The organism is Streptomyces sp. NPDC005151 (assembly GCF_053599875.1).
This window is the reverse complement of record NZ_JBSFYR010000123.1, coordinates 1-17,005: the sequence shown is the minus strand read 5'-3', so window position 1 is coordinate 17,005 and position 17,005 is coordinate 1. Positions and strand designations below refer to the sequence as shown.

The window sequence follows — 17,005 nt, the reverse complement described above, 5'->3', positions numbered from 1 at the left end:
TGGGGAAGGAGCTACTAGGGCATTTCGGCAACGCGGGAAGCGTGCGTGCCAGGGCGTGGCCGCCCGATCAGAGGTCACCCGACAGGCTCTGAGGCACACCCACCGGGCTACGACACGGGGAGACTCACGGGCCAGCTGTGCACCGGTTCGCCGGAGTGCATCAACTCGGCGTACCGGCGGGTGGTGGCCGCGAGCGCCGCGTCCCGGCCGAGCCCGGCGTCCAGCCCCCGGTGGTACGTGTCCACCTGCCAGGACGCCCCGTTCACCCGCCGTTTGCAGCGCTCGTCGATGACCCCGAGGTAGTGGTCGCGGTCCGCGGGCTCGATGTTCCAGGCGTCGAGCCCCGCCGCGGCGAGCGGCAGCAGTTCGTCCTGTACGAGCTTGACGGCCGCCACCCGCGTCAGCCCGCCCGACCGCCCCGGCCGGGGCCAGACCAGCTCGGCGTCGATGCCTCGGCGGCAGGCGGTGTCGAAGTTATCGGCCGCCGCGGCGAACGGCAGCCTGGTCCACACCGGACGGGACTCCTCGGCGAGCGCCCGCACCAGGCCGTAGTAGAGCGCGGAGTTGGCGATCACGTCGGTGACGGTCGGCCCGGCGGGCAGGACACGGTTCTCGACACGGAGATGGGGTACGCCGTCGGCCAGGCCGTACACCGGCCGGTTCCAGCGGTAGACCGTACCGTTGTGCAGCACGAGCTCCTGGAGTCCCGGCACGCCGCCCTCGTCGAGCACCCGCAGTGGGTCCTCCTCGTCGCAGATCGGGAGCAGCGGCGGGAAGTAGCGCAGGTTCTCCTCGAAGAGCTCGTACGCCGAGCTGATCCATCGCTCGCCGAACCAGGTCCTCGGGCGCACCCCCTGGTTCTGCAGTTCGGGCGGCCTGGTGTCGGTGGCCTGCTGGAAGAGCGGCGGCCGCGACTCCCGCCACAGCTCCCTGCCGAACAGAAAGGGCGAGTTGGCGCCGAGGGCGATCTGAACGGCGGCGACGGCCTGGGCGGCGTTCCACACGTCCGCGAAACGCGCCGGGGTGACCTGCAGATGCAGCTGGACCGATGTACAGGCCGCTTCGGGTGTGATCGAGGTGGAGGTGCAGACCAATCGCTCCACGCCTTCGATATCGAGGGCGAAATCCTCGCCGCGCGCCGCCACTATCTGATCGTTGAGCAGCGTGTAGCGGTCCACGTCCGAGAGGTTCGCCGCGACCAGGTCCGCGCTGCCGAGGGTCGGCAGTATTCCGATCATCATGATCCCGGCAGCGACCTCGCCCGCCTTCCGGTGCGCATATCCGAGACCGGTCCTGAGCTCCTCGGCCAGCTGATCGAAAACACGACCGGCCAGGTGATGCGGAACTATGTTCACTTCCAGATTGAACATCCCGAGTTCGGTCTGGAAATCACGGCTCGCGATCCGCTCGAGCACCTCCGCATTCATCATCCGGGGCAGGCCGTCCGAACCCGCCAGATTGAGCTCGATCTCCATGCCCATGAGGTTGCGGGGGCGGTCGAACCTCTGCTCCGCCAGGAGCCTCCCCAGCCCCTCCAGGCACAGGTGGAGTTTCCTCCGGTACCTCTGCCGATCGGACAGGTCAAAGGCGCCCGCCACGACCTTCTCCCCCATCGAAGCGTCCCTCCGCAAGTGGGCAGCCCGCGGCCCAGGCCGCTCGCGTCACGATCGATAATGCCCAGGGGAGATGATCCATAACGCCCCCATGGACAGCGCGGACCCAGTAATCTGATGGCGGCCGTCCCGGGCACATTCCGACGGCATCAGCACGGTGCAGTTTCTGCCGGCCGGCGGTGGTGAAAACGCCGACGTGATTCGGCCTACCGCGGCTGCGGAAAAACACCAGGCGGCGACTGCGCGGCTCGCCCCGAATCAGCAGAATCTCCGCATAATAAAGTCTCGATACCGCCTTGCCGGCAATACCTGCGGCGGCTAGTGGAAACACCGCGTGAACACGTGTCGTATAAACTCCGCGGACGAGGCAGAGAGTTGACGCACCGGCCCAGTCACCGGCCTCCTCTGGCCCCGCACGCCGACAGCGCCGTCTGCACCCGCCCACGCATCACCGTGTCTCCGAAGTGAGAGGCGACCCACTATGCCGCTTCATGTTCCCCCGGCTCCCGCGCCTGCCCTGCGCAGCGTCCTCACGGCACTCGGTTCACCCACCGCAGTCCTCGAGGCGCGCACCCCGGCTCTCCGGTCCGTCCAGGGACCTCTGAGCCCCGAACTCCCGCTCCCCGTCCATGTACTGGACCGGATCGGCCCGAGCGGGCTCGCGCCACGCACCCGGCTGACCGCGTGGCGCTTCCTGATCCGCAGCTCGGAGCGGGCCGTCGCCGCGGCCGACGCCATGCTCACCCCGGACGGCTGGGCCTTCTCGCACTTCTTCGAGGGCCCTTACATCGCATCGACCGAACTCGCCCTGCGCCAGACGGAGACGGTGACACCCCACTACCAGCCCCGCCTGCTGTCGATCCCGGAGCTCTACATGCTGACGCTGTGGCTGCACGAGGACATCGAGGCCGACCCGTCGGGTGGCACCCTCGCCCCCACCGATCTTCTGGTACCGCTGGCTCCCGCCCCACCGGGTATCACGGCACACCGCCCGCACCGGGTCGCCGATCTGCTCCCCGTGATGACCCTGCGCATCACCCCCGGCCCCGGCCCCCTGCTCGGTTCACCCGCCTGACCCCGTCCCGCCTCCGGCACGCCGTACTGTGCCCCGTCGCCGTTTCCGGTGGCGGGGCACAGCGCTGCGGGACACGCAGCGCGGGACTGCGGGGGCGCCCCCGGTCCCATCCGGACTAGTCCGGTCCGGCCACCCCGAACCACCCGAAGGGACAGTGCAGTTGTGTTGAACCGTCCGCCCGGGTGATGCGTCATGAGAGTAGGAGCAGCGCTGCCGCGAAATCCCTGCGGATTGGCGCCCGTGGGGCAACACTGGAACCGGACCGATAGATACGGGGGGCGGCCATGAACACCTCATCGAGCCGCAGGACACTCACTACAACGCAGCGAAAGAACCCAGCCATGTGCCAGCACAAGCCACCCTGCCCGACCGCCGACTCAGCCGACCGGGAAGCCGCACGCCTGATGGCACACCACCCGGAACAGGGCTGGAGCCTGCTGTGCAACGGCGTCCTGCTCTTCGAGGACACCGGTGAGCTGCTCCCGGACGGACAGATCATCGCTCCGCACCGGCCGCTGGACGCCGGCCGGGTGATGAAGGCCGCCTGACCGCGGCCCGTAAAAAATGGGGCCGGCCCGGAGAAGATCTCCGAACCGGCCCCGACGCATGTCCGCGTCACACCCGAACGGGTGGGTCAGTTGTCGTACTCGTCCAGCGGCGGGCAGGAGCAGACGAGGTTGCGGTCACCGAACGCACCGTCGATCCGGCGCACCGGCGGCCAGTACTTGTCGGCGGCCGAGACTCCGGCCGGGAAGACGGCCGTCTCGCGGCTGTACGCGTGCGTCCACTCCCCGCCGAGCATGACGGCGGTGTGCGGGGCGTTGGTCAGCGGGTTGTCGTCCGCACTCCATTCGCCGGAGGCCACCTTCTCGACCTCGCCGCGGATGGCGATCATCGTGTCGCAGAACCGGTCGAGCTCGGCGAGGTTCTCGCTCTCGGTCGGCTCGATCATCAGCGTGCCCGCCACCGGGAACGACATGGTCGGCGAGTGGAAGCCGTAGTCGATCAGACGCTTGGCGATGTCGTCGACGCTGACCCCGGTCGCCTTGGAGATCGGCCGCAGATCCACGATGCACTCGTGCGCGACCAGACCGGCCGGGCCGTTGTACAGGATCGGGTAGTGCGGTTCCAGACGCTTGGCGATGTAGTTGGCCGCGAGTACGGCGACCTGCGTCGCGCGCTTGAGGCCCTCCCCGCCCATCAGGCGTACGTACGCCCAGGAGATCGGGAGAATACCGGCCGAGCCCCACGGCGCGGCCGAGATCGGTCCGACACCGGTCTCGGGGCCCGCGGTGGGCTGCAGCGGGTGGTTCGGCAGGTACGGCGCCAGATGGGCGCGCACGCCGACCGGGCCGACACCGGGGCCACCGCCGCCGTGCGGGATGCAGAAGGTCTTGTGCAGGTTCAGGTGCGAGACGTCACCGCCGAACCGACCGGGCTTGGCAAGACCGACTAGTGCGTTGAGGTTGGCGCCGTCGACGTACACCTGACCGCCCGCATCGTGCACCTCGGCGCAGATGTCGGCGACGTGCTCCTCGAACACACCGTGCGTCGACGGGTACGTGATCATGAGCACGGCGAGCTCGTCGCGGTGTTTCTCGATCTTGGCGCGGAGGTCCTCGACGTCGACCTCGCCGTCGTCGGCGGTCTTCACCACGACGACCTTCATGCCCGCCATCACGGCGCTCGCGGCGTTGGTGCCGTGCGCGGAGGACGGAATGAGGCAGACGGTCCGCTGCTCGTCGCCGTTGGCCCGGTGGTACGCACGCACGGCGAGCAGGCCCGCGAACTCGCCCTGCGAGCCCGCGTTCGGCTGGATGGAGACCGCGTCGTAGCCGGTGACCTCGGCGAGGCGCTCCTCCAGCTCACGGATCAGCGTGAGGTAGCCCTCCGCCTGCTCGGCCGGCGCGAACGGGTGCAGCGCGCCGAACTCGGGCCAGGTGATCGACTCCATCTCAGTGGTCGCGTTCAGCTTCATGGTGCAGGAGCCGAGCGGGATCATGCCGCGGTCCAGCGCGTAGTCACGGTCGGCGAGCTTGCGCAGGTAGCGCAGCATCGCGGTCTCGGAGCGGTGCTGGTGGAAGACCGGATGGGTGAGGATCTCGTCGGTGCGCAGCAGGGACTCGGGCAGCGCGTCGGCGGCAGCGGCATCCAGCGCCTCGATGTCACCGTCGGCGCCGAAGGCGGCCCAGACAGCGGCGAGCTGCGCACGCGTGGTGGTCTCGTCGCAGGCGAGGGAGACCCGGTCGGCGTCGACGAGACGCAGGTTGACCCCGCGGTCGCGGGCGTCGGCCACGACATCCGCTGCCTTGCCGGGAACACGCACGGTGAGCGTGTCGAAGTAGGCGCCGGTCTCGACGTCGACCCCGGCCGCGCGCAGGCCCTCGGCCAGGATCGTGGCGTAGCGGTGGGTGCGCTGCGCGATCGTCCGCAAGCCGTCGGGGCCATGGTAGACCGCGTACATCCCGGCCATCACGGCGAGCAGCACCTGCGCGGTACAGATGTTGCTGGTGGCCTTCTCGCGACGGATGTGCTGCTCGCGGGTCTGCAGGGCGAGGCGGTACGCCTTGTTGCCGTCCGTGTCGACGGAGACACCGACGAGGCGGCCGGGCAGGCTGCGGGCGAACTTCTCGCGTACGGCCATGAAGCCGGCGTGCGGTCCACCGAAGCCCATCGGTACACCGAAGCGCTGCGTGGTGCCGACGGCAATGTCCGCGCCGAGGTCACCGGGCGAGGTCAGCAGGGTCAGGGCGAGCAGGTCGGCGGCGACGGTGACGATCGCGCCGAGCTCGTGGGCCTGCTCGATGACGGGCTTGATGTCGCGGACGGCGCCGGAGGCACCCGGGTACTGGAGCAGCACACCGAAGACACCGCGCCCGGCGATCTCGGCGGGGATGCCCGCGGCGAGATCGGCGACGACGACCTCGACACCGGTCGGCTCGGCGCGGGTCTCGATCACGGCGATGGTCTGGGGCAGGGTGTCGGAGTCGACCAGGAAGACTCCGTCCTTGACCTTGCCGACGCGTCGGGCGAGCGCCATGGCCTCGGCGGCGGCGGTGCCCTCGTCGAGCAGCGAGGCGCCGGAGGTGGGCAGCCCGGTCAGCTCGGCGACCATCGTCTGGAAGTTGAGGAGCGCCTCCAGGCGGCCCTGCGAGATCTCCGGCTGGTACGGCGTGTAGGCCGTGTACCAGGCGGGATTCTCCATGACGTTGCGGAGGATCACCGGCGGGGTGAACGTGCCGTAGTAGCCGAGCCCGATCATCGGGGCGAGCACCTGGTTGCGGTCGGCAAGGGTGCGGAGCTCGGCGAGGACCTCGGCCTCGGTACGGGCCGACGGCAGCTGCAGCGCCTCCGCACTCTTGATCACATCGGGCACTGCGGCCGCGGTGAGGTCGTCGAGCGAGCCGTAACCGACCTGGGCGAGCATCTTCGCCTGCGCCTCGGCATCGGGGCCGATGTGGCGCTGCTCGAAGGGGATGCCCTGCTCCAGCTGGGAGAGCGGAGTGCGACGGGGGGTCATGGTGGAGGCCTCCTGGTCTGTCACGACCTGCGAGGGGCACCATGGCGCGGGTGCCCGGACGGCCTCCCCCTCTGTCATCTCAACCTGAGAGCTTCACCGGTGCGCCCTGAGGCATACCGGCTTTCACCGTCGGTGAGGGAGGGATCCGCCCGGCTGCTGCCGCCACGAAACCCGCCCTGCTTTCCAGAGTGACCTCGTCCGTGCGGTACGGGGGCCTGAGAGATTCCGGGGAGGATTTGCTCCTTCGGCGCCTGCCGGATGTGCTCCGGAAGACTCTCCCGCACGGGGTCAGCAGCCACCACCAGCCTACCAGCGGGGTTCGCGACGGAATTCTCAAGTGGCCGATAGCCCGAATCTGCACTTTCGTAGTGCCTGTGGAGTAGCCGCGACCAATGGGAGGGACCGTGCAGACCGACATCGATCCGCGCAACCTGATCGGCCGCAAGGCATTCGACCGTAAGGGCACCAAGATCGGAACTGTGGACGAGGTGTATCTCGACGACGCGACCGGCATACCCGAGTGGGCAGCCGTGCGTACCGGACTGTTCAGCAGGGACGCCTTCGTGCCGCTTGAGCCCAGTGAATTCGTCGACGACGTGCTCCGGATCCCCTTCGACCGTGCGCTGATCAAGGACGCGCCCGACTTCGGCGTGGGCCGCCATCTCTCGCCGGAACAGGAGCTTCAGCTCTACCGGCACTACGGTCTGGACTCGCCGCCCGACGCGCCGGGCCCGGACCGGGACTTCGGCAGGCTGGCCGGCCAGGACGAGTAGTCCGCCGGATCACTCACCAGCGGGAGCGGATCGGCCGGCTGCAGCTCCGGATCGTCGACTCGGAACGTCCGCACCCGGCCGGGCGGTGACTCGGGTTCCTCGAACCGCACGGTCACCCGCCCCACCCCACTGCCCTGCACCCAGCCATGGCCGAAGGTGTCATGGCATACGTCGTGCCCGGCGGGCCAGCGCCGGGCCGCGAGCTGTTCGGCGGTCTCCTGCTCCTGCACCCCGTCCGCCGGCTCGTCCCCGTGGCCGCCCGCGCCCAGTTCCTCACGGGCCGGGACCTCGGGCGCGGCCCGCTCACCGGCTGCCTGGGCGAAGAGATCCTCCTGCGTGTAGTCGGCGAGCCCCGTGACGCCCACCCCGAGCAGCCGCACCCCTCCGGTGGTGTCCACAGCCTCCAGGAGCCGCGCAGTGGCCTCTCTGACCACTGTGGGGTCGTCCGTCGGCCCCCGGAGCGTCTCGGACCGCGTGAGCGTCGAAAAGTCGTATCTGCGCACCTTCAGCACCACGGTGCGTCCCGAGCGCTCCGCGGCCCGCAGCCGCTGGACACATCGGTCCGCCAGGCGCTCGACCTCCGTCCTGACCCGGATCCGGTCGTGCAGATCCATGTCGAAGGTGTCCTCGACCGACACCGACTTGGCGTCTCGCTCGGCCACGACGGGGCGGTCGTCGTACCCGAGGGCCATGCGATGCAGCGCGACGCCGTGCGCCTTCCCCAGCAGCCGTACGAGCTCTGCCTCGCCGGCCGTGGCCAGGTCGTCGACCGTGGTCATCCCGGCCCGCCGCAGATGGTCCCCGGTGGCGGGGCCCACGCCGGGGAGGATCCGTACGGACATCGGGGCGAGCAGTACCCGTTCGGTCCCCGGCTCGATGACCAGCAGCCCGTTCGGTTTCGCCTCCTCCGAGGCGATCTTGGCCAGCATCTTGGAGCCCGCGAGGCCGACCGAGCCGGTGATTCCGGTGACGGCTCTGATGGCGTCGCGCAGCTGCTCGCCGATGGCCCGCGCCGAGGCGGTGTCGTCGGCCGTCCCACCGGCCTCCAGGTCGACGAACGCCTCGTCCAGGCTGAGCGGCTCCACCAGTGGTGACAGCTGCCCCAGCAACCCCATCACCTGGTCGCTCACCGTCCGGTACAGGGTGAAGCGGGGCACCAGATAGGCGGCATTGGGCGCCAGCCGCCGGGCCTGCGCGGTCGGCATCGCCGAGTGCACCCCGAAGCGCCGCGCCTCGTAGGAAGCGGTGGCGACGACCCCACGGGGTCCCAGCCCGCCGACCACGACCGGTTTGCCGCGCAGGCTCGGTTTCGCCGCCTGCTCGGCCGAGGCGTAGAAGGCATCCATGTCCAGATGCAGGATGGTGGGCGCGGCTCTCACATCAACCGATGCTGCCCTACGGCACTGACAATCGCCGCGCCCCCCGCTCCGCGGCCCGTCAGACGGCGCGGTTGCGCCGCCGTGCGAGCTCGTCGGTGGGGTTGTTGCCGATCAGCGTCTCGCCCGTGTCCACCCGCTCGCCGTGCAGCTGCGACAGTGCGGCGTCGACATCCCGCCAGACCACGCCGACAGCGATGCCGAAGACCCCCTGGCCCCCCTGGAGCAGATCCACGACCTCGTCGGGCGAGGAGCACTCGTAGACGGTCGCGCCGTCGCTCATGAGCGTCATCCGCTCAAGATCCTGGAACCCCCGGGCCCGCAGATGCTGGACCGTGGTGCGGATGTTCTGCAGGGCGACGCCCGTGTCGAGAAAGCGCTTCACGATCTTCAGCAGGACGACGTCCCTGAAGCTGTAGAGGCGCTGCGTGCCCGATCCGTAGGCAGGCCGCACGCTCGGCTCGACGAGCCCGGTGCGTGCCCAGTAGTCGAGCTGCCGATAGGTGATCCCCGCCGCCGCGCACGCCGTCGGCCCGCGATAGCCGATGTCGCCGACCGCTGCCGCCCCGTCCCCCGCCATCGCCGCCGGTTGAACCGGTTGCCTGATGGTGTGGTCGGCTGTACTTCCGTGCTGCCGGTACGGCCCACCCGCTGCCGTACCGTCGCCGCTGCTTCTCACGCCGACCTCCGTCCTTGACCTGCCATCTCGAAGGTAGGCAGTCGCTTGGGGTGCGTCAACGATCGCCACACTCGGCACGCCGAGTGATAATCACCCTGAGGGTGGTTTGCCGTGTCCCGTTCCCGGGAAAGGCTTGTCGAATGCGCTGACAGCGACCCTGCTGGACGGTCACTGACTGTTGGTACCGAAGTCCTCCGGCGAGATCTGGTCGAGGAACTCCCGGAACTTCTCGACCTCGTCCTCCTGCTCGTCGGGGATGGAGATCCCCGCGTCGTCGAGCACCCCGTCACTGCCGTAGATCGGCGTGCCGGTGCGCAGCGCGAGCGCTATGGCGTCGGACGGCCGCGCGCTCACCTCGACCCCGCCGGCGAAGACCAGCTCCGCGTAGAAGACCCCTTCCCTGAGGTCCGTGATGCGGACCTCGGTGAGCTCCTGGCCCAGGGCCTCGAGCACATCCTTGAAGAGATCATGGGTCAGCGGCCTGGCCGGAGCCATGCCCTGCTGGGCGAAGGCGATCGCGGTCGCCTCACCAGGACCGATCCAAATGGGGAGGTACCGGTCGCCTCCCACTTCACGCAGGAGCACGATCGGTTGGTTGGAGGGCATTTCCACCCGGACACCCACAACGTCGAGCTCGTTCACACAGCAACCCTAGGACGTGCTCGGCAGGTTTGGGTAGTCGGGCTCCCCCGTGATCAGTGGAGCCGGATCCGCAGAGCGGTCTGCACAAGGGCCGAATGAAGCCGTACGGAGAGCTCCGCGAGCTCCTTCGCCTTGGCCTCCGCATGGGCTCTGGTCTGCGGATTCCGATGTCGGCGCAGAGGCGCGACCACCTGCTCGATCAGGCCGGCCTCGCGTTCCGCAGCCCCGCGCATCGCCCGCAGATGACGCGGTTCCAGACCGAATCGACCCAGATCCGCCACAAGTTTGGCAACGGTCACCGTCTCGGCGTCGTAGCCACCCTCCGCCGTCGGAGCGACGAGCCCGTACGACTCCCACTCCTCGAGCGCGCTCTCGGTGACCTCGGCGGCGGCCAGAAGCTCTGCACGCCCGATCCGGGCCGCGGTGGCCCGCCAGGACTCGCCGTCCCAGGAACCGTCGCTCAGGTCCCGTGGACCGCCCGCGGCCGGCAGGGACACCTGCTCGCCGCGGGCCAGGGCGTCCAGGTGCTCGCGGATGACCTTGAGCGGAAGATAGTGGTCCCGCTGCATGCGCAGCACCTGCGCCAGCCGCTCGACGTCTTCGGGGCGGAATTTGCGGTAGCCGGAGGGGGTCCGCTGCGGCTCGACGAGCCCCTCGGCCTCCAGGAAGCGAATCTTGGAGATGGTGACTTCGGGAAATTCGTCCCGCAGCTGCAGGAGCACCGTGCCGATGCTCATGGCCCGGTCGTCGGCGGTGGCGGTGCCGTGACCGGCACCGCCCGTCGGTGTTCTCAGCATGGACCTTCCCTGACGGGTCAGATGCCCCGCTGGCTTGCGTAGAAGACCAGCCGGTACTTCCCGATCTGCACTTCGTCGCCGTTGGACAGCGCGACTGAGTCGATGCGCTCACGATTGACGTACGTGCCGTTGAGGCTGCCGACATCCCCGACCGTGAAGCTGCCGTCGGGGCTCCGGCGGAACTCCACGTGGCGGCGGGAGACCGTCACGTCATCGAGGAAGATGTCGCTCTGCGGGTGGCGGCCGGCCGTGGTCAGCTCGCTGTCCAGCAGGAAGCGGCTGCCGGAGTTCGGACCGCGGCGCACCACCAGGAGCGCCGAGCCGAGCGGCAGGGCGTCGACGGCGGCCTGGGCCTCCGGTGAGAGGGAGGGCACGGACGTCTGGCCCGTAGCCTCTGCCTCGTACGCCTCAAGACCGGAGATGGAGATGGTCGACGTCGTCTCCGAAGGACGCTCCGGAGACGCGCCTCCCCGAAGCGGCGCACCACAGTTGGAACAGAAACGACTGGCCTCGGCGTTGCGATGGCCGCACCTCGTACAGACCGGCATGGACCCAAACCCTCCACCCGTACTTGAGGTTGATGGATCCCCGAAACCTATGCGGCCCGGACCGGCAGGGTCAACAGACGACGCGCCGGTTCCACCCGAAATGTCACCGCCCGGACCTGACACCTCGTCACGGAAGAGCGGGCGATCAGTGCCCTGCTCCTCGGCCTGGCCATGGCGCGGTGCGCGATGACGGGCCGCGTCATCGCGGGCGCTCTTGCCGAACAACTTCGCAAACAACTTCACGGGCGATTCCCCTTGACCGAAACAGACCCGCCCGTGGGGCAGGACGAACCCTGAATGAACACACCTGCCGACCCGGACATCTTCACAACGTCCGCATCCACTCGACAGTTTCCACCACGCGCCACCATTACGATGCGGCGACCCCCCGCAACCTCTTGCCCGTGTCCTCCGAGCCCCGTGTCCGGCGCCCTCACCGGGATGACGACCGAGCGTAGTCAGGCCGCTCCGCAGGTCGCAAGGCGTCCACCACGATGTCGTCCGCCTGCGCCACATGCACGGTCGCCTGCTCCTTCTCCAGCGTCTGCACGACCCCACCGGGGATGTTCAGCGCCGGCTCCAGATCCTGCGGTTTGCCGATCACCTTGAAGACGTACGGCGCGGGGATGGACCGGTCGTCGACCTTGATGGCGCCACCGTCGCCGGAGAAGTACGTATTGGCCACCACCCTCACCCCGTTGACCTCGATCGCCTCAGCTCCGGCCGCACGCAGCTCCTGGAGGGCGTCGAGCAGCATGTCCGCCTGCACCGCGTCACCCGGATCGTTGACCGTGAGCATGATCCCGGGCCCGTGTGCCGCCACGGTGCCCGCGAGGATACCGAGTTGCCGTTCCTTTTCCACGGTCTGCTTACGGGCCTCCTCGGCCTGGTCCGAGCTGTTCTCCAGCTCCGTACGCTGATCGTCCAGACGCTGCTTCTCATCCTCAAGACGCTGCGTACGGTCATCGAGTTCATCGAGAATGCGGACCAGATCCTCCTGGCGGGCACCGCGCAGTGCGCTGTTGTCACTGTTCGACCGCACCTGGATCGCCAGACCCAGCCCCAGGACGAACAGCAGCAGCGCCACGATGAGTTGCGCACGGGTGACCCGGGGCGGCCACAGCCCGGCGATCAGCCGTTGGCGCCCGGTGAGCTGCTCGGGCATGTCGGCCTGCTGCTCGCCGGCACGCCCCTGGTCACGGGAAAGCTCTTCGTTGCTCATCGGCCTCAGGCCCGGAAGACGTGCCGGCGGATCGCCGCGGCGTTGGAGAAGATGCGGATACCGAAGACGACGACCACACCGGTGGAGAGCTGTGCTCCGACACCCAGCTTGTCGCCCAGGAACACGATCAGTGCGGCCACGACGACGTTCGAGAGGAACGACACCACGAAGACCTTGTCGACGAAGATGCCGTCGAGCATGGCCCGCAGACCACCGAAGACTGCATCGAGAGCAGCCACGACAGCGATCGGGAGATAGGGCTCGACCACCGCCGGCACCTCGGGCCGGACCAACAGTCCGACCACGACTCCCACGACGAGGCCCAGTACGGCGATCACGATGTGCCCTTCCCTGTGTCTGCCGCACCACCGCCGGTGTCTGCGGCCTTCGGCTCTGCTGTTCGTACGATGAGGCTGGGCGCAGCCGGGAGGCGCACCTCGTCCTGAACGGACATGCTGGTCCGGATGTCGAAGGTGTCCTTCAGCGCCCTCAGGTACTGGCCGTCGGCACTGTCCTCGAAAGCGGTGCTGAGCCGCTTCCCGTCCCCCACCGCAAGCACCGTGTACGGCGGCACGAGCGGTTTGTTGTCGACCAGTATGGCGTCGCCCGCGGCGCGGATCGCCGACAGGGCCGTCAGCCGCTGCCCGTTGATGGCGATGGCCTCCGCACCGGACTGCCAGAGGCCGTTGACGACCCGTTGCATGTCCCGGTCGCGCACCCGCCCCGTGTCGGTGAAACCAGTGGTCTCACGCGGTCCGCCGCCGCCCTGGTCGGTGTCCTTGGCATCGTCGACGACAAGTTTCACACCGGGTCCCTTGACGGCGGTCGCCCCGGAGAGCAGCGCCACGAGCTGGCCCTGGTCCCCGCCATGCTTTTCCAACGCTTTACGTTGCCGCTCGCCCACGTCGTCACGGGCTTTGTCGACCTGGGACTCCAGCTTGTCGGCCGCCGACGTCTCCGTGTCGATACGTTCGATGAGCTCCTCGCGCTCCTTGGCGAGGACCGGCGCCGATACACGCGCCTCCGCGGCGCCCAGGGTGACGACGAGAGCAGCCAGTACAAGGCCCGCCGCGAGGCCCAGTTTCGCCTTCAGTGTGCGGGGCATGGCCGCACTCCCGTCGGCCTTGCGCTTGGCCGTGGCCTCGGCGTAGCCGTCGTCCAGGCTGTGGTCCATCACATTGGTCAGCAGCGACATGGACGCGTCAGGGCGCGCGGGCGGCGAAGGGGTACTCCGATCGGGGGGCTGCTGCGACATGCCGCACATCGTCGCACGCCGTAGCTAGTACCGCCGAATGGCCCCACCCGTGCGCCGGGAAGCGTCTGCGCGACACCTCCCGGCGCACCCGCGGCAGGTCACTGACCTGCGCTGTCCACGATCGCCGACCATTCGTCGAGCAGCGCCTGCGCCGAGGCGTCGTCGGGGCCCTCCGCCCACAGATGGGTGACGGCCTCGGCCGGGTCGGGAAGCACCATCACCCAGCGCCCGTCCGCCTCGACGACCCGCACGCCGTCGGTGGTGTCGACGTCACGGTCCCCGGCGGCTTCCACCACCCGACGCATGACCAGTCCCTTGACGGCCCAGGGCGTGGCCAGATCGCGGCGCAACACGTGCGCGAGGGGAATCCGGGCATCGATCTGGCTGAGCGTGAGCTGGGTCCGCGCGACGAGCCCGAGAAGCCGTACGAAGGCTGCCGAACCGTCGAAGACGCTGCTGAATTCGGGGACGATGAAACCGCCCCGTCCGTCTCCTCCGAAGATGGTGCCTTCTTCGCGTCCCACGCGCGTCAGGTCGTCCGGCGACGTCGTCGTCCATTCCACCTGAGTGCCGTGGTAGGCGGCGACCTGCTCGGCGACCCTCGTCGTGGTCACCGGCAATGCCACCCGGCCGCTGCGCCGCTCGGCGGCCACCAGGTCGAGCAGGACCAGAAGGGCCCGATCGTCCTCAACGATCCGGCCCCGCTCGTCGACCAGGGAGAGCCGCTCCCCGACCGGGTCGAAGCGCACGCCGAACGCAGCCCGTGCCGAGGACACGATCTCCCCGAGCCGCACGAGCCCGGAGCGTCGGGCGTCCGCGGACTCCGTGGGCCGTGATTCGTCCAGCCCGGGATTGATGGTCAGCGCGTCCACGCCGAGCCGCCCGAGCAGGCTGGGCAGAACAAGCCCGGCGCTGCCGTTGGACGCATCGACGACAACCTTGAGACCGGCGGCGGAGATCCCGGTGGTGTCCACATTGCGCAGCAGTGACCCGGTGTAGGAGTCGAAGACGCTGGACGGAAAGTGCAGATCCCCGATCTCCCCCGGGAAGGCCCGGCGGTACTCCTGGCGGGCGTAGACCCGGTCCAGCTTCCGCTGCCCCGCCTGGGAGAGGTCTGCCCCCCGCTCGTCGATGAACATGATGTCCACCGAGTCCGGCACCCCGGGCGACGTACGGATCATGATCCCGCCCGCGCTGCCCCGAGCGGTCTGCTGACGCGCGACCGGAAGCGGCACGTTCTCCAGGTCCCGTACGTCGATGGCGCTGGCCTGCAACGCCGAGATCACGGCCCTCTTCAGCGCACGGGCGCCGCGGGAGTGGTCACGGGCGGTGGTGACGGTCGAACCCTTCTTGAGGGTGGTGGCGTACGCACCGGCGAGCCGGACGGCGAGCTCCGGCGTGATCTCCACGTTCAGGATTCCTGAGACACCTCGGGCACCGAAGAGATGTGCCTGCCCCCGTGACTCCCAGATCACCGAGGTGTTGACGAAGGCGCCGGCCTCGATGGTCTTGAACGGGTAGACCCGGACATTGCCCTGAATGATCGATTCCTCACCGACCAGGCACTCGTCCCCGATGACCGCACCGTCCTCGATGCGGGCAGCCCGCATGATGTCGGTGTTCTTGCCGATCACGCAGCCGCGCAGATTGCAGTGCTGGCCGATGTAGACGTTGTCGTGGATCACGGCCCTGTGCAGGAACGCCCCGGTCTTGACGACGACGTTCGAACCGACGACCGTGTGCTCGCGGATCTCGACACCGGCCTCGATCTTCGCGTAGTCCCCGATATAGACGGGTCCACGGAGCACGGCATCAGGATGGACCTCGGCGCCTTCCGCAACCCATACACCGGGCGAGATCTCGAAGCCGTCGATCTCGACGTCGACCTTGCGCTCCAGGACGTCGGCCTGAGCCTTCACATAGCTCTCGTGCGTGCCCACGTCCTCCCAGTAGCCCTCGGCGACATAGCCGTAGATGGGCTTGCCTTCCTTCATGAGCTGCGGGAAGACATCACCGGACCAGTCCACCGAGACGTCGGCCTGGACGTAGTCGAAAACCTCGGGTTCCATGACATAGATGCCCGTGTTGACGGTGTCCGAGAAGACCTGGCCCCAAGTGGGCTTCTCCAGGAATCGCTCGACCTGGCCCGCCTCGTCGACAATCGTGATTCCGAATTCCAGTGGATTCGGAACTCGGGTCAGGCACACCGTGACCAGCCCGCCCTTTTCCTTGTGGAAGGCGATGAGGTCGGTCAGGTCGAAGTCCGTGAGCGCGTCGCCGGAAATGACGAGGAAGGTGTCGTCCTTGAGCGCTTCCTCGGCGTTCTTTACGCTGCCGGCTGTCCCGAGAGGTTTCTCCTCGTTGGCATAGGTGAGCTCCATCCCGAGTTCTTCGCCATCGCCGAAGTAGTTCTTGACGAGGGAGGCGAGAAACTGGACGGTCACGACGGTCTCATTGAGCCCATGCCGTTTCAGCAGCCGCAGCACATGCTCCATGATCGGCCGATTGGCGACGGGCAGGAGCGGCTTGGGCATGCTGGAAGTCATGGGGCGAAGGCGTGTGCCTTCACCACCAGCCATCACGACGGCCTTCATGTCGGCAACGTCCTCCTAGAAGAGACGACGGTTTAGCCGACTTCGCCCGTCAGGGCAACATCTGAGAGTTCAGCCGCGGACCGGCCACACTGCGCGGCACCGCATCAAACGAGCTCAATCGGCTACTGCATCCGCCTTGACGAGTCGGCGGACCTGAACCACGTAGAGGATTCCTGCCCACCAATAGAGCGTTGTACCCCATCCTGCGAACGCCCATCCGAAAACAGCGGCCAGCGATCCAAGCCAACCACTTGCGTCGCTGAGCAGCAACAAGGGGAACGCGTACATCAGGTTGAACGTAGCCGCCTTCCCCAGGAAGTTCACCTGGGGTGGTGGATAGCCGTGGCGTCGCAGGATTCCGACCATCACGAGAAGCATCAGTTCACGGGCCAGGAGTGCCGCCGTGAGCCAGAGCGGAAGGATCTCCCGCCAGGTCAATCCGACGAGGGTCGAAAGGATGTAGAGGCGATCAGCGGCCGGGTCCAGGAGCCGCCCGAGGCTGCTGATCTGGTTCCATCGGCGGGCGAGTTTACCGTCGAGGTAGTCGCTGATGCCGCTGAGCATCAGCACGAGCAGCGCCCAGCCATCGCTCTTGGGCCCGCCGAACTCCGGGCGAAGAATCAGCCACAGGAAGAGCGGTACCCCGACTAGGCGCGCCATGCTGAGGATGTTGGGGATGGTGAGGACCCGGTCCGTCTGAACCCGAGTCTCCTGGACCTCCACCCGGGGGCCTCCTGTGAACGTGCCAATGATGCCCCCTGACCCTACCCTCAGCCTTCGCCGGCAGATGCACGGGGGTGACAAGGGGGCATCGTAAACGCAGAAAAGCCCCGCACCAGAGGTGCGGGGCTTTCCCGGAATAATTGTTCGGCGGCGTCCTACTCTCCCACAGGGTCCCCCCTGCAGTACCA

The 17,005-nt window shown here is 68.3% G+C and carries 15 protein-coding genes and 1 riboswitch; of the genes, 3 read left to right on the top strand and 12 right to left on the bottom strand.

Annotated elements, in window-relative coordinates:
• Window positions 1–107: 107 nt before the first annotated feature.
• Window positions 108–1,613 (bottom strand): glutamate-cysteine ligase family protein, encoded by a 1,506-nt coding sequence (locus ACWD6R_RS36330; RefSeq protein ID WP_451822650.1) that lies wholly within the window; start codon window positions 1,611–1,613, stop codon window positions 108–110.
• 481 nt (window positions 1,614–2,094) lie between these two features.
• Here ACWD6R_RS36330 and ACWD6R_RS36325 point away from each other — a divergent pair, with 481 nt between their 5' ends.
• Together ACWD6R_RS36325 and ACWD6R_RS36320 are read left to right on the top strand one after the other, a co-directional pair.
• Window positions 2,095–2,688, top strand: a complete 594-nt coding sequence (locus tag ACWD6R_RS36325; protein WP_451822649.1) for a hypothetical protein — start codon at window positions 2,095–2,097, stop codon at window positions 2,686–2,688.
• Between the two features lie 341 nt (window positions 2,689–3,029).
• Complete coding sequence (locus ACWD6R_RS36320; protein ID WP_323135913.1) at window positions 3,030–3,236, top strand: DUF5999 family protein; 207 nt, start codon at window positions 3,030–3,032, stop codon at window positions 3,234–3,236.
• An 86-nt stretch (window positions 3,237–3,322) separates the two neighbouring features.
• On the opposite strand, the gene gcvP is transcribed toward ACWD6R_RS36320, so the two are convergent.
• Window positions 3,323–6,208: an aminomethyl-transferring glycine dehydrogenase gene (gene gcvP, locus ACWD6R_RS36315; RefSeq protein WP_451822648.1), complete on the bottom strand. Its 2,886-nt coding sequence runs from the start codon at window positions 6,206–6,208 to the stop codon at window positions 3,323–3,325.
• A 193-nt stretch (window positions 6,209–6,401) separates the two neighbouring features.
• Window positions 6,402–6,499: riboswitch (glycine riboswitch) on the bottom strand.
• Window positions 6,500–6,600: 101 nt separating this feature from the next.
• Here gcvP and ACWD6R_RS36310 point away from each other — a divergent pair.
• Window positions 6,601–6,981: a PRC-barrel domain-containing protein gene (locus tag ACWD6R_RS36310; RefSeq protein ID WP_451822647.1), complete on the top strand. Its 381-nt coding sequence runs from the start codon at window positions 6,601–6,603 to the stop codon at window positions 6,979–6,981.
• On the opposite strand, the gene ACWD6R_RS36305 is transcribed toward ACWD6R_RS36310, so the two are convergent.
• The 10 genes from ACWD6R_RS36305 to ACWD6R_RS36260 all read right to left on the bottom strand — a co-directional run bounded on the left by ACWD6R_RS36305 (window position 6,906) and on the right by ACWD6R_RS36260 (window position 16,817).
• Complete coding sequence (locus ACWD6R_RS36305; protein ID WP_451822646.1) at window positions 6,906–8,360, bottom strand: DNA polymerase IV; 1,455 nt, start codon at window positions 8,358–8,360, stop codon at window positions 6,906–6,908. The two genes, ACWD6R_RS36310 and ACWD6R_RS36305, sit on opposite strands and share 76 nt — an antisense overlap.
• Before the next feature lie 58 nt (window positions 8,361–8,418).
• Window positions 8,419–9,036, bottom strand: a complete 618-nt coding sequence (locus ACWD6R_RS36300; RefSeq protein WP_451822645.1) for a MerR family transcriptional regulator — start codon at window positions 9,034–9,036, stop codon at window positions 8,419–8,421.
• A gap of 168 nt (window positions 9,037–9,204) precedes the next feature.
• The gene (locus ACWD6R_RS36295) at window positions 9,205–9,678 is read right to left on the bottom strand and encodes a bifunctional nuclease family protein (protein WP_037690563.1); all 474 of its coding nucleotides are present in this window, start codon (window positions 9,676–9,678) and stop codon (window positions 9,205–9,207) included.
• A 53-nt stretch (window positions 9,679–9,731) separates the two neighbouring features.
• Window positions 9,732–10,475, bottom strand: a complete 744-nt coding sequence (gene ftsR / locus ACWD6R_RS36290; protein WP_451822644.1) for a transcriptional regulator FtsR — start codon at window positions 10,473–10,475, stop codon at window positions 9,732–9,734.
• Between the two features lie 17 nt (window positions 10,476–10,492).
• Window positions 10,493–11,266 (bottom strand): FHA domain-containing protein, encoded by a 774-nt coding sequence (locus ACWD6R_RS36285; protein WP_451822643.1) that lies wholly within the window; start codon window positions 11,264–11,266, stop codon window positions 10,493–10,495.
• Window positions 11,267–11,456: 190 nt separating this feature from the next.
• The gene (locus tag ACWD6R_RS36280; protein ID WP_451822642.1) at window positions 11,457–12,245 is read right to left on the bottom strand and encodes a DUF881 domain-containing protein; all 789 of its coding nucleotides are present in this window, start codon (window positions 12,243–12,245) and stop codon (window positions 11,457–11,459) included.
• A 5-nt stretch (window positions 12,246–12,250) separates the two neighbouring features.
• Window positions 12,251–12,583, bottom strand: a complete 333-nt coding sequence (locus ACWD6R_RS36275; protein ID WP_023543062.1) for a small basic family protein — start codon at window positions 12,581–12,583, stop codon at window positions 12,251–12,253.
• Window positions 12,580–13,500 (bottom strand): DUF881 domain-containing protein, encoded by a 921-nt coding sequence (locus ACWD6R_RS36270; RefSeq protein ID WP_451822641.1) that lies wholly within the window; start codon window positions 13,498–13,500, stop codon window positions 12,580–12,582. Before ACWD6R_RS36270 ends, ACWD6R_RS36275 begins: the two co-directional genes overlap by 4 nt.
• Before the next feature lie 98 nt (window positions 13,501–13,598).
• Window positions 13,599–16,094, bottom strand: a complete 2,496-nt coding sequence (locus ACWD6R_RS36265; protein ID WP_451822640.1) for a sugar phosphate nucleotidyltransferase — start codon at window positions 16,092–16,094, stop codon at window positions 13,599–13,601.
• Between the two features lie 114 nt (window positions 16,095–16,208).
• Window positions 16,209–16,817 (bottom strand): CDP-alcohol phosphatidyltransferase family protein, encoded by a 609-nt coding sequence (locus ACWD6R_RS36260; protein WP_266988138.1) that lies wholly within the window; start codon window positions 16,815–16,817, stop codon window positions 16,209–16,211.
• Window positions 16,818–17,005 lie beyond the last annotated feature (188 nt).